Below are 12,695 nucleotides of genomic sequence, written 5' to 3'. Positions count from 1 at the left end.
CATCCCGCCTGCGGGATGGGCCCTTCGTCCTGCACTCAGCCGTCAGCCGTTGTCGCGCTCACGGTCCTCGTCGACACCCTCGACACCCTCGTCGAGCTCGTCGTCGTGGTCGTCGTCGAAGTCGTCGGCGTCGTCACCCTCGACCTCGCCGGCCTCGGCCTCGGCCGCCTCGTCCTCCTCGTCGTCCTCGAACGCGTCGACGAACTCGACCCCGTCCAGCTCGGCGAGCCGGTCGGAGGCGTCCGTGGAGCCGTCCTTGTCGGACTCCAGCGCCTTGGCGAACCACTCGCGCGCCTCACGCTCGCGACCGGCGGCCAGCAGCGCGTCGGCGTACGCGTAGCGCAGTCGGGCGGTCCAGGGGTGGTTGGCGTTGGACGCCAGCTCGGGGCTTTGCAGGGTCACGATGGCCGCGTCGAGCTGCCCCATGTCCCGGCGGGCGCCGGCGGCGACGAGCCGCATCTCGACCTGCCCGGCCTTGTCCAGCTTCTGCACCTCGGGCTCGCCGGCCATCGCGAGCGCACGCTCGGGACGGCCCAGACCGCGCTCGCAGTCCGCCATGACGGGCCACAGCTCGACGCTGCCGGTCATCCGCCGCGCGGCCCGGAACTCGGCCAGCGCCTCGGAGTACTTCTGCGTCGCGTACGCCGCGAAGCCGGCCGCCTCACGGACGGCGGCGACACGGGAGGCGAGCCGCAGCGCGATGCGCGAGTACTCGTACGCCTTCTCCGGCTCCTCGTCGATCAGCTGGGCGACCATGACGAGGTTGCGCGCGACGTCCTCGGCCAGCCCCTTGGGCAGGCTCATCAGCTCCTGGCGCACATCCGGGTCGATCTCCTCACCGGTGACCTCCGGCGGGATCGGCAGCCGCTTGATCGGCGCGCGGTCCGGACGGTCCCGGTCGTCCCGGCGCCCGTACCCGCCACGGTCGTCCCGGCCGCGGAAACCGCCCCGGTCGTCCCGACGGTCGTCGCGGCCACGGAAACCGCCGCCACCACGCCGGTCGTCGTCACGACGCGGACCACGGGGCCGCTCGTCACGCCGGTCGTCGCGACGGAAGCCGCCACCGCGGTTGTCGTCGCGGCGGTCGTCACGCTGGTACGAGGAGGGGCGCTCGTCGCGGCGGTCGTCACGCTGGTACGAGGAGGGGCGCTCGTCGCGGCGGTCGTCACGCTGGTACGAGGAGGACGGACGCTCGTCACGGCGCTCGTCGCGACGGAAAGACGGACGGTCGTCGCGACGGAAGCCGCCACCACGGTTGTCGTCCCGGCGGTCGTCACGGCGGAAGCCGCCGCCGCCCCGGTTGTCGTCACGCCGGTCGTCGCGACGGAACCCGCCGCCACCACGGTTGTCGTCCCGGCGGTCGTCACGCTGGTACGAGGACGACGGACGCTCGTCACGGCCACGGTAGCCACCGCTGCCACCACCGCGGTTGTCGTCACGGCGGAAGGAGGGACGGTCGTCGCGGCCACGGTAGCCACCGCCACCGCCACGGTTGTCGTCCCGGCGGTCGTCACGCTGGTACGAGGACGACGGACGCTCGTCACGGCCACGGTAGCCACCGCCACCGCTGCCACCACCGCGGTTGTCGTCGCGACGGAAGGAGGGACGGTCGTCGCGGCCACGGTAGCCACCGCCGCCACCGCGGTTGTCGTCCCGGCGGTCGTCACGCTGGTACGAGGACGACGGACGGTCGTCACGGCGGAAGCCGCCGCCACCACGGTTGTCGTCACGCCGGTCGTCGCGACGGAACCCGCCACCGCTGCCGCCGCCACGGTTGTCATCCCGACGGAAACCGCCGCCGCTGCCACCACCGCGGTTGTCGTCACGGCGGAAGGAGGGACGGTCGTCGCGGCCACGGTAGCCACCGCCACCGCCACGGTTGTCGTCCCGGCGGTCGTCACGCTGGTACGAGGACGACGGACGCTCGTCACGGCCACGGTAGCCACCGCCACCGCTGCCACCACCGCGGTTGTCATCGCGGCGGTCATCACGACGGTCGTCGCGACGGAAGGACGGGCGGTCGTCGCGGCCACGGTAGCCGCCACCGCCGCTGCCGCCACGGTTGTCGTCACGACGCGGCCCACGGAAGCCGCCCCGGTCGCCACCGTCACGGCGGCGCGGCTCGCGCTCCGGACGGTCGTCGGGAGAGTTGGTGGACATCGACGTGACTCCTGTCTTCGGGTACTGCAGTCATTCTCGCGCAGCCGGCACCCCGACGCGCGCTTCAGAAAAATTCAAGGAAAAACAAAAGGACCCCTGGTCCCAGCGTGAACGCTGGGACCAGGGGTCCCTGAAATATTGTTCGGCGGCGTCCTACTCTCCCACAGGGTCCCCCCTGCAGTACCATCGGCGCTGAAAGGCTTAGCTTCCGGGTTCGGAATGTAACCGGGCGTTTCCCTAACGCTATGACCACCGAAACCCTATCGGTTTCGAGCGAACAAGCACACTCTGTAGTTGTGTTCTAGCTCTAGAAACCAGCAACCGTTCGTTGCTTCAGAACTAACACAGTGGACGCGAGCAACTGAGGACAAGCCCTCGGCCTATTAGTACCGGTCAGCTCCACCCATTACTGGGCTTCCACATCCGGCCTATCAACCCAGTCGTCTACTGGGAGCCTTACCCTCTCAAGGAGGTGGGAATACTCATCTCGAAGCAGGCTTCCCGCTTAGATGCTTTCAGCGGTTATCCCTCCCGAACGTAGCCAACCAGCCATGCCCTTGGCAGGACAACTGGCACACCAGAGGTTCGTCCGTCCCGGTCCTCTCGTACTAGGGACAGCCCTTCTCAATATTCCTACGCGCACAGCGGATAGGGACCGAACTGTCTCACGACGTTCTAAACCCAGCTCGCGTACCGCTTTAATGGGCGAACAGCCCAACCCTTGGGACCGACTCCAGCCCCAGGATGCGACGAGCCGACATCGAGGTGCCAAACCATCCCGTCGATATGGACTCTTGGGGAAGATCAGCCTGTTATCCCCGGGGTACCTTTTATCCGTTGAGCGACGGCGCTTCCACAAGCCACCGCCGGATCACTAGTCCCGACTTTCGTCCCTGCTCGACCCGTCGGTCTCACAGTCAAGCTCCCTTGTGCACTTACACTCAACACCTGATTGCCAACCAGGCTGAGGGAACCTTTGGGCGCCTCCGTTACCCTTTGGGAGGCAACCGCCCCAGTTAAACTACCCATCAGACACTGTCCCTGATCCGGATCACGGACCGAGGTTAGACATCCAGCACGACCAGAGTGGTATTTCAACGGCGACTCCACCATGACTGGCGTCACGGCTTCAAAGTCTCCCACCTATCCTACACAAGCCGAACCGAACACCAATATCAAACTGTAGTAAAGGTCCCGGGGTCTTTCCGTCCTGCTGCGCGAAACGAGCATCTTTACTCGTAGTGCAATTTCACCGGGCCTATGGTTGAGACAGTCGAGAAGTCGTTACGCCATTCGTGCAGGTCGGAACTTACCCGACAAGGAATTTCGCTACCTTAGGATGGTTATAGTTACCACCGCCGTTTACTGGCGCTTAAGTTCTCAGCTTCGCCCTGTCGAAACAGAGCTAACCGGTCCCCTTAACGTTCCAGCACCGGGCAGGCGTCAGTCCGTATACATCGCCTTACGGCTTCGCACGGACCTGTGTTTTTAGTAAACAGTCGCTTCTCGCTGGTCTCTGCGGCCACCCCCAGCTCACGGAGTAAATCCGATCACCAGTGATGGCCCCCCTTCTCCCGAAGTTACGGGGGCATTTTGCCGAGTTCCTTAACCATAGTTCACCCGAACGCCTCGGTATTCTCTACCTGACCACCTGAGTCGGTTTAGGGTACGGGCCGCCATGAAACTCGCTAGAGGCTTTTCTCGACAGCATAGGATCATCCACTTCACCACAATCGGCTCGGCATCAGGTCTCAGCCTTAATGTGTGACGGATTTGCCTATCACACGGCCTACACCCTTACCCCGGGACAACCACCGCCCGGGCTGGACTACCTTCCTGCGTCACCCCATCGCTTACCTACTACCACCTTGGGTCAGCGGCTCCACCACTCCCCTTTGCCCGAAGGCTCCGGGGCGGCTTCACGGCCTTAGCATTAATGGGCTCGATATTGGGCGTTTCAAAGCGGGTACCGGAATATCAACCGGTTGTCCATCGACTACGCCTGTCGGCCTCGCCTTAGGTCCCGACTTACCCTGGGCAGATCAGCTTGACCCAGGAACCCTTAGTCAATCGGCGCACACGTTTCTCACGTGTGTATCGCTACTCATGCCTGCATTCTCACTCGTGAACCGTCCACAACTCGCTTCCGCGGCTGCTTCACCCGGCACACGACGCTCCCCTACCCATCACAGCGGGCGTTGGCCCTATTGCTGCAATGACACGACTTCGGCGGTACGCTTGAGCCCCGCTACATTGTCGGCGCGGAATCACTTGACCAGTGAGCTATTACGCACTCTTTCAAGGGTGGCTGCTTCTAAGCCAACCTCCTGGTTGTCTCTGCGACTCCACATCCTTTCCCACTTAGCGTACGCTTAGGGGCCTTAGTCGATGCTCTGGGCTGTTTCCCTCTCGACCATGGAGCTTATCCCCCACAGTCTCACTGCCGTGCTCTCACTTACCGGCATTCGGAGTTTGGCTAAGGTCAGTAACCCGGTAGGGCCCATCGCCTATCCAGTGCTCTACCTCCGGCAAGAAACACACGACGCTGCACCTAAATGCATTTCGGGGAGAACCAGCTATCACGGAGTTTGATTGGCCTTTCACCCCTAACCACAGGTCATCCCCCAGGTTTTCAACCCTGGTGGGTTCGGTCCTCCACGAAGTCTTACCTCCGCTTCAACCTGCCCATGGCTAGATCACTCCGCTTCGGGTCTTGAGCGTGCTACTGAATCGCCCTATTCGGACTCGCTTTCGCTACGGCTTCCCCACACGGGTTAACCTCGCAACACACCGCAAACTCGCAGGCTCATTCTTCAAAAGGCACGCAGTCACGAGATGCAAGCAAGCTTGCATCCGACGCTCCCACGGCTTGTAGGCACACGGTTTCAGGTACTATTTCACTCCGCTCCCGCGGTACTTTTCACCATTCCCTCACGGTACTATCCGCTATCGGTCACCAGGGAATATTTAGGCTTAGCGGGTGGTCCCGCCAGATTCACACGGGATTTCTCGGGCCCCGTGCTACTTGGGTGTCTCTTAAACGAGCCGCTGACATTTCGTCTACGGGGGTCTTACCCTCTACGCCGGACCTTTCGCATGTCCTTCGACTACATCAGCGGTTTCTGACTCGTCTCACAGCCGGCAGACTGTGAAAAAGAGATCCCACAACCCCGCATGCGCAACCCCTGCCGGGTCTCACACGCATACGGTTTGGCCTCATCCGGTTTCGCTCGCCACTACTCCCGGAATCACGGTTGTTTTCTCTTCCTGAGGGTACTGAGATGTTTCACTTCCCCTCGTTCCCTCCACATGCCCTATGTGTTCAGGCATGGGTGACAGCCCATGACGACTGCCGGGTTTCCCCATTCGGAAACCCCCGGATCAAAGCCTGGTTGACGGCTCCCCGGGGACTATCGTGGCCTCCCACGTCCTTCATCGGTTCCTGGTGCCAAGGCATCCACCGTGCGCCCTTAAAAACTTGGCCACAGATGCTCGCGTCCACTGTGTAGTTCTCAAGCAACGACCAGCCACCCATCACCCCACCACAGAAGCGGTGAGTTCACTGGGGCCGGCATCGCGAAGGCAGACCTTTCGGCCGTACCCTCAGATACCCAACAACGTGCCAAGCGTGAGCACCATCCGTGTTCCCCGTTCCACGCCGAAGCAGTACTAGGAGACCTTCAGGTCACTCACGCCAACTAATCAACGTTCCACCCATGAGCTGACCGTGCAGAACGTTTGCCTGCAATCGGTACTGTGCTCCTTAGAAAGGAGGTGATCCAGCCGCACCTTCCGGTACGGCTACCTTGTTACGACTTCGTCCCAATCGCCAGTCCCACCTTCGACAGCTCCCTCCCACAAGGGGTTGGGCCACCGGCTTCGGGTGTTACCGACTTTCGTGACGTGACGGGCGGTGTGTACAAGGCCCGGGAACGTATTCACCGCAGCAATGCTGATCTGCGATTACTAGCAACTCCGACTTCATGGGGTCGAGTTGCAGACCCCAATCCGAACTGAGACCGGCTTTTTGAGATTCGCTCCGCCTCGCGGCATCGCAGCTCTTTGTACCGGCCATTGTAGCACGTGTGCAGCCCAAGACATAAGGGGCATGATGACTTGACGTCGTCCCCACCTTCCTCCGAGTTGACCCCGGCGGTCTCCTGTGAGTCCCCATCACCCCGAAGGGCATGCTGGCAACACAGGACAAGGGTTGCGCTCGTTGCGGGACTTAACCCAACATCTCACGACACGAGCTGACGACAGCCATGCACCACCTGTATACCGACCACAAGGGGGGCACTATCTCTAATGCTTTCCGGTATATGTCAAGCCTTGGTAAGGTTCTTCGCGTTGCGTCGAATTAAGCCACATGCTCCGCTGCTTGTGCGGGCCCCCGTCAATTCCTTTGAGTTTTAGCCTTGCGGCCGTACTCCCCAGGCGGGGAACTTAATGCGTTAGCTGCGGCACCGACGACGTGGAATGTCGCCAACACCTAGTTCCCAACGTTTACGGCGTGGACTACCAGGGTATCTAATCCTGTTCGCTCCCCACGCTTTCGCTCCTCAGCGTCAGTAATGGCCCAGAGATCCGCCTTCGCCACCGGTGTTCCTCCTGATATCTGCGCATTTCACCGCTACACCAGGAATTCCGATCTCCCCTACCACACTCTAGCCTGCCCGTATCGGATGCAGACCCGGGGTTAAGCCCCGGGCTTTCACACCCGACGTGACAAGCCGCCTACGAGCTCTTTACGCCCAATAATTCCGGACAACGCTTGCGCCCTACGTATTACCGCGGCTGCTGGCACGTAGTTAGCCGGCGCTTCTTCTGCAGGTACCGTCACTTTCGCTTCTTCCCTGCTGAAAGAGGTTTACAACCCGAAGGCCGTCATCCCTCACGCGGCGTCGCTGCATCAGGCTTTCGCCCATTGTGCAATATTCCCCACTGCTGCCTCCCGTAGGAGTCTGGGCCGTGTCTCAGTCCCAGTGTGGCCGGTCGCCCTCTCAGGCCGGCTACCCGTCGTCGCCTTGGTGAGCCGTTACCTCACCAACAAGCTGATAGGCCGCGGGCTCATCCTTCACCGCCGGAGCTTTCCACCCGCCGAGATGCCTCGGCAGGTCGTATCCGGTATTAGACCCCGTTTCCAGGGCTTGTCCCAGAGTGAAGGGCAGATTGCCCACGTGTTACTCACCCGTTCGCCACTAATCCACCCCGAAGGGCTTCATCGTTCGACTTGCATGTGTTAAGCACGCCGCCAGCGTTCGTCCTGAGCCAGGATCAAACTCTCCGTGAATGTTTGCCGGTAATCCGGCTAGACACTCGCGTTGAGCGGGACAGACAAGCCGGAATAGGGCCTGCTGTCCACAGCGTCCTCGCTGTGTGCCACCCCGGAGGGTGGACTTTTTCAAAGGAACCTCGACCATCCGAAGATGGACGGGGTATCAACTAATCTGGCGTTGATTTTTGGCACGCTGTTGAGTTCTCAAGGTGCGGACGCTTCCTTTGTACTTACCCTCTCGGGCTTTCCTCCGGGCGCTTCCTTCGTTCTTGCGTTTCCGACTCTATCAGATCTTTCCGATCCGATTTCCTCGGTGCTTTCCGGTCCCGAATTTGTTTTTCTCGGGGCCTTCCGGCGTGTCCACTACGTTAGCCGATTTCCCGGGAGACTCATAATCGAGCCTTTTGGAACGCATTTCGGCATGCCGAAATAGGCCCCGTTGGGATTCGTCGTAAGGAGTGGATGGCCGCTCCGGGGAGGCTTGAGTAAGCACTGCCCGTCTCAAGCGGCTCGGGCCACATTACGCATCTGTTGCGCCCGAGTCAAGGCGACGCTTCCGCGGCGTGTGGGCCCGGTAGGGACTCACCGTCCGGTCGCCCTCGATCCAGAAGCGCCAGGGATGCGGGGCTCCGTCGCCCCCCACTCCGGTGCGCGGGCCGCTGCGGACCTGGTCGCGCGCGGCCGGGGTGCCCGTGAGCACGGAGAGCGGGGTGTCGGGGCCGGCGCAGGTGTCGGTGCCGTTGAGGGAGAGGGAGACGTCGAGGGCGGTGGCCAGGCGGGCCGGGCCCTTGGCGAGCTCGGTGTCGTACCGGGCCGAGAGCCGGCGCTTCCTGGCCTGTTCCGCGCCGCTCAGGATCTCGCCCGCCCGGAGCAGTACCCCGCTCGCGTGTCCCTCCGGGCCGCACACCAGGTTCAGGCAGTGCCACATGCCGTAGGTGAAGTAGACGTACGCGTGCCCGGGTGGGCCGAACATCACGGCGTTGCGGGCGGTGCGGCCGCGGAAGGCGTGCGAGCCGGGGTCGATCGCGCCGGCGTACGCCTCCACCTCGGTGAGGCGGAGCTCGATGCGTCCGTCCGGGGAGTTCCGTACGAGGGTGCGGCCGAGGAGATCGGGGGCGACCTCCAGGACGGGGCGGTCGAAGAAGGCCCGCGGGAGCGGCGTACGGTCGGGGCTCTCGCTCATGGCGTCCGAGCGTAGTGGGGAACCGGCTACGGTCGTCACGCGTATGTAGGGGTCAGGACAGCGCAGGACACATAAGGAGTCGTTGATGGGGTTCAAGAAGCTGCTCGCGAGCCTGGGTGCGGGCGGGGCGTCCGTGGAGACCGTGCTCACCGAGGAGAACGTCGTCCCGGGTGGCGTCGTCCAGGGTGAGGTGCGGATCCAGGGCGGTTCCGTGGCGCAGCAGATCGAGGGGCTGTCCGTCGGGCTGCAGGCGCGGGTCGAGGTCGAGGGCGGCGACCAGGAGCACAAGCAGGACATCGAGTTCGTGAAGGTGCGGCTCGGCGGGGCCTTCGAGGTGCAGGCCGGGGCGGTGCACGTGGTGCCGTTCGGTCTGGAGATCCCGTGGGAGACGCCGGTCACCGCCATCTCCGGGCAGCAGCTGCGCGGCATGAACATCGGGGTGACCACCGAGCTGGAGATCGCCCGCGCGGTGGACTCCGGCGACCTGGACCCGATCAACGTGCACCCGCTGCCGGCGCAGCAGGCGATCCTGGACGCCTTCATCCAGCTGGGCTTCCGCTTCAAGAGCGCGGACATGGAGCGCGGGCACATCCGCGGGACGCGCCAGCGGCTGCCCTTCTACCAGGAGATCGAGTTCTTCGCGCCGCAGCAGTACCGGGGGCTCAACCAGGTGGAGGTCAGCTTCGTCGCGGACGACCGGGAGATGGACGTCGTCCTGGAGATGGACAAGAAGCCGGGTCTGTTCACCGAGGGCAGCGACTCGTTCCGTTCCTTCACGGTGGGGCTGCACGACTTCCACACGACCGACTGGGCGGCCTATCTGAACCAGTGGCTCGCCGAGGTCGGCGGACGCCGCAACTGGTTCTAGGCTCGGCCGTACAGGACGTTCAGAGTGGTCAGCGATACGGAGGTTCCAGACGTGGCCGAGGGCAAGAGGGCTCCGCTCCCCCATGACTTCCATCCGCCGGTGCCGGAGTTCACCGTGGTGAGCGACGACGTCGTGCCGGGCGGGGTGCTGAAGGACGCTCAGGTGTACGCGGCGGGGAACACCTCGCCGCAGCTGAGCTGGGAGGGCGCCCCCGCGGGGACGAAGAGCTTCGCGGTGACCTGCTTCGATCCGGACGCGCCGACGGGCAGCGGTTTTTGGCACTGGGTGCTGTTCGACATCCCGGCGTCGGTGACGGAGCTGCCGGCGGGTGCCGGTTCGGGTTCCTTCGAGGGTCTGCCGGCGGGTGCCGTTCAGGCGCGCAACGACTACGGGTCGAGGGACTTCGGCGGGGCGGCGCCGCCGGCCGGGGAGAACCACCGTTATGTGTTCACCGTGTACGCGGTGGACGCGGAGAAGCTGGGGCCGGACGCGGACGCGTCGCCCGCTGCTGTCGGCTTCCACCTGCGGTTCCACACGCTGGGGCGTGCGCAGCTGATCGGTGAGTACACGGGTCCCGCGCACAGCTGAGCGTTCGTTCGTTGTTTGCCCGCTTCTGGTCTTGGAGAGATCAGAAGCGGGCATCTTTGTTTTCGCGGATATTGCGTTGTCCTACCCGGCGTGCCCGGCCAGAGTTGATCCAAGCCCGGAGCCCACAAGGGGGGCTGGGCCGGCACACGGGAGGTGGGCACAATGCGGGACACGCTGGTACTGAACGCGAGCTTCGAGCCGCTTTCTACGGTCACACTCAACCGTGCGGTGGTGCTTGTCCTGCAGGACAAGGCCGTCGTGGAGCAGGAACATCCCGGCCTGCGCGTGCGGGCCGCGGCCGTGGACATGCCGGTGCCACGGGTGATCAGGCTGTGCCGCTACGTCCGGGTGCCCTTCCGAAGACAGGCTCCGTGGTCGAGGCGGGGCGTGCTGGTGCGGGACCAGCACCGGTGCGCGTACTGCGGGCGGCGGGCGACGACCGTGGACCATGTGGTGCCGCGGGCGCAGGGTGGTGGGGACCACTGGCTGAACACGGTGGCCTCGTGCGCGGAGGACAACCACCGCAAGGCGGACCGGACGCCGGAGCAGGCGGGGATGCCGCTGCTGCACCAGCCGTTCGTGCCGACGCCGGCGGACGCGATGCTGCTGGCGATGCGGGCCGGTGAGCGGTCGGAGCTGCCGGCCTGGCTGACCGATCAGGCGGCGTAGGCCCTTCCCGTGTCCGTGCGCGCTTCGTGTGGGCCCGCCCCCGGCCGGGGGCGGGCCCCGCCGTCATTTCAGGGTGAGCTGGAGGATGGCGACGATGCCGACGGCGATGATCACTCCGCGCAGGACGGCGGGTGAGAGGCGCTTGCCGACCTTGGCTCCGATCTGGCCGCCGATGGTGGAGCCGACGGCGATGAGCAGGACGGCGGTCCAGTCGAAGTCGGCGACGAAGAGGAAGAAGGCGGCGGCGACGCCGTTGACGACGGCGCCGAGGATGTTCTTGACGGCGTTGATGCGCTGCAGGGTGTCGTGGATCAGCAGGCCCATGAGCGAGAGGTAGAGGACGCCCTGGGCGGCGCCGAAGTAGCCCCCGTAGATGCTGGCGAGGAAGAGTCCGACGAGGAGGACGGGGCCGCCGTCGGGGTGGGCCTCGGTGCCGGTGGCCTCGCGGCGGCGCTGGACGGCGGCGGCGATGCGGGGCTGGAGCAGGACGAGCAGCAGCGCGATGCCGATGAGGACGGGGACGATCGCGTCGAAGGCGTCGGAGGGCAGGGCGAGGAGGAGGATCGCGCCGACGAGTCCGCCGACGAGGGCGGTTCCTCCGAGGCGGAGGACGCGGGCTTTCTGGCCCTTGAGTTCGCTGCGGTAGCCGACGGCGCCGCTGATGGAGCCGGAGACGAGTCCGAGGGTGTTGGAGACGTTGGCGGTGATCGGCGGCAGGCCGGTGGCGAGGAGGACGGGGAACGTGATGAGCGTTCCCGATCCGACGACGGTGTTGATGGCGCCGGCCGCGGTGCCGGCGCCGAAGACTGCCAGTGCTTCCCAGATGGACAAAGCCATCTCCTTACATGGTCAGTGAGTCGCCTCCCCGCCCTGGTGTCATCGTCCGGGGTCGAGGGGCTCGCACTGATCATGCACGAGGGTTACGTGTACGTGTCAGTCAACCCGGGGTTCTTCGCGGCGCTCCGAACCGTTGCGGGGCGACGGGGTCTTGGTGTCGAAGCCGGGGACGCCGGGGGCCACGTTGCCGAAGGCGCCGGAGAGGCCCTTGAGGGCGTCGCCGATCTCGCTGGGCACGATCCAGAGCTTGTTGGCGTCGCCCTCGGCGATCTTCGGGAGCATCTGGAGGTACTGGTAGGAGAGCAGCTTCTGGTCGGGGTCGCCCGCGTGGATGGCCTCGAAGACCGTGCGGACGGCCTGGGCCTCGCCCTCGGCCTTGAGGGCGGCGGCCTTGGCCTCGCCCTCGGCGCGCAGGATCGCGGACTGCTTCTCGCCCTCGGCGGTGAGGATCTGGGACTGGCGGATGCCCTCGGCGGTGAGGATGGCGGCGCGCTTGTCGCGATCGGCGCGCATCTGCTTCTCCATCGAGTCCTGGATGGAGGTGGGCGGCTCGATCGCCTTGAGCTCGACGCGGTTGACGCGGATGCCCCACTTGCCGGTGGCCTCGTCGAGGACGCCGCGCAGGGCCGCGTTGATCTCCTCGCGGGAGGTGAGGGTGCGCTCCAGGTCCATGCCGCCGATGATGTTGCGGAGCGTGGTGACGGTGAGCTGCTCGATGGCCTGGATGTAGCTGGCGACCTCGTAGGTCGCGGCGCGCGCGTCGGTCACCTGGTAGTAGATGACGGTGTCGATGTTGACGACCAGGTTGTCCTGGGTGATCACCGGCTGCGGCGGGAAGGGCACGACCTGCTCGCGGAGGTCGATGCGGTTGCGGATGCGGTCGATGAACGGGACCACGATGTTGAGCCCGGCGTTGAGCGTGCGGGTGTAGCGGCCGAAGCGCTCCACGATCGCGGCGCTCGCCTGGGGGATGACCTGGATGGTCTTGATCAGGGCGATGAAGACAAGCACCACCAGAATGATCAGGACGATGATGACTGCTGACATCGTGTTCCCTGTGCCCTTCGCTGCGGGTTGCCGGTTGACTACGAGATGATGATCGAGTTTCCCAG

The 12,695-nt window shown here is 64.6% G+C and carries 8 protein-coding genes and 3 rRNA genes; 3 read left to right on the top strand and 8 right to left on the bottom strand.

Going from position 1 to position 12,695, the window contains the following annotated elements:
- Positions 1-42: 42 nt before the first annotated feature.
- The 6 genes from ABD981_RS30985 to ABD981_RS30960 all read right to left on the bottom strand — a co-directional run bounded on the left by ABD981_RS30985 (position 43) and on the right by ABD981_RS30960 (position 8,621).
- Complete coding sequence (locus ABD981_RS30985; protein WP_046909545.1) at positions 43-819, bottom strand: tetratricopeptide repeat protein; 777 nt, start codon at positions 817-819, stop codon at positions 43-45.
- Positions 804-2,111, bottom strand: coding sequence for a hypothetical protein (locus tag ABD981_RS30980; protein WP_205628223.1), 1,308 nt, complete (start codon positions 2,109-2,111; stop codon positions 804-806). Before ABD981_RS30980 ends, ABD981_RS30985 begins: the two co-directional genes overlap by 16 nt.
- Positions 2,112-2,300: 189 nt before the next feature.
- Positions 2,301-2,417 (bottom strand): 5S ribosomal RNA (gene rrf / locus ABD981_RS30975).
- A gap of 106 nt (positions 2,418-2,523) precedes the next feature.
- Positions 2,524-5,644, bottom strand: a 23S ribosomal RNA gene (locus ABD981_RS30970).
- A 283-nt stretch (positions 5,645-5,927) separates the two neighbouring features.
- Positions 5,928-7,453, bottom strand: a 16S ribosomal RNA gene (locus ABD981_RS30965).
- The 16S, 23S and 5S rRNA genes sit together here, the layout of an rRNA operon.
- A 505-nt stretch (positions 7,454-7,958) precedes the next feature.
- On the bottom strand, positions 7,959-8,621 hold the full coding sequence (locus tag ABD981_RS30960) for a DNA-3-methyladenine glycosylase (protein ID WP_345530432.1): 663 nt from the start codon (positions 8,619-8,621) through the stop codon (positions 7,959-7,961).
- A gap of 85 nt (positions 8,622-8,706) precedes the next feature.
- On the opposite strand from ABD981_RS30960, the gene ABD981_RS30955 reads away from it, so the two are divergent.
- From ABD981_RS30955 to ABD981_RS30945, 3 genes are all read left to right on the top strand, one after another.
- Positions 8,707-9,489, top strand: coding sequence for a sporulation protein (locus ABD981_RS30955; protein WP_345530431.1), 783 nt, complete (start codon positions 8,707-8,709; stop codon positions 9,487-9,489).
- A gap of 51 nt (positions 9,490-9,540) precedes the next feature.
- The gene (locus tag ABD981_RS30950) at positions 9,541-10,077 is read left to right on the top strand and encodes a YbhB/YbcL family Raf kinase inhibitor-like protein (RefSeq protein WP_345530430.1); all 537 of its coding nucleotides are present in this window, start codon (positions 9,541-9,543) and stop codon (positions 10,075-10,077) included.
- A gap of 162 nt (positions 10,078-10,239) precedes the next feature.
- Positions 10,240-10,746 carry an HNH endonuclease gene (locus ABD981_RS30945; protein ID WP_345530429.1) on the top strand — a complete coding sequence of 169 codons (507 nt, stop codon included), beginning with the start codon at positions 10,240-10,242 and terminating at the stop codon, positions 10,744-10,746.
- A gap of 63 nt (positions 10,747-10,809) precedes the next feature.
- Here ABD981_RS30945 and ABD981_RS30940 read toward each other — a convergent pair whose 3' ends face one another.
- Positions 10,810-11,583 (bottom strand): sulfite exporter TauE/SafE family protein, encoded by a 774-nt coding sequence (locus ABD981_RS30940; protein WP_345530428.1) that lies wholly within the window; start codon positions 11,581-11,583, stop codon positions 10,810-10,812.
- Positions 11,584-11,679: 96 nt separating this feature from the next.
- The gene (locus ABD981_RS30935) at positions 11,680-12,630 is read right to left on the bottom strand and encodes an SPFH domain-containing protein (RefSeq protein ID WP_345530427.1); all 951 of its coding nucleotides are present in this window, start codon (positions 12,628-12,630) and stop codon (positions 11,680-11,682) included.
- Positions 12,631-12,695 lie beyond the last annotated feature (65 nt).

Origin of the sequence: Streptomyces showdoensis (assembly GCF_039535475.1) — a bacterium.
Taxonomy (GTDB): domain Bacteria; phylum Actinomycetota; class Actinomycetes; order Streptomycetales; family Streptomycetaceae; genus Streptomyces; species Streptomyces showdoensis.
The sequence above is the reverse complement of the archived record's forward strand: the minus strand, read 5'-3'. Positions and strand labels throughout refer to the sequence as shown.

Coding starts and splice junctions, on each gene's coding strand:
- ABD981_RS30935 (WP_345530427.1), bottom strand. CDS start 12,630: ATGTCAGCAGTCATCATCGTCCTGATCATTCTGGTGGTGCTTGTCTTC.
- ABD981_RS30945 (WP_345530429.1), top strand. CDS start 10,240: ATGCGGGACACGCTGGTACTGAACGCGAGCTTCGAGCCGCTTTCTACG.
- ABD981_RS30955 (WP_345530431.1), top strand. CDS start 8,707: ATGGGGTTCAAGAAGCTGCTCGCGAGCCTGGGTGCGGGCGGGGCGTCC.
- ABD981_RS30960 (WP_345530432.1), bottom strand. CDS start 8,621: ATGAGCGAGAGCCCCGACCGTACGCCGCTCCCGCGGGCCTTCTTCGAC.
- ABD981_RS30940 (WP_345530428.1), bottom strand. CDS start 11,583: ATGGCTTTGTCCATCTGGGAAGCACTGGCAGTCTTCGGCGCCGGCACC.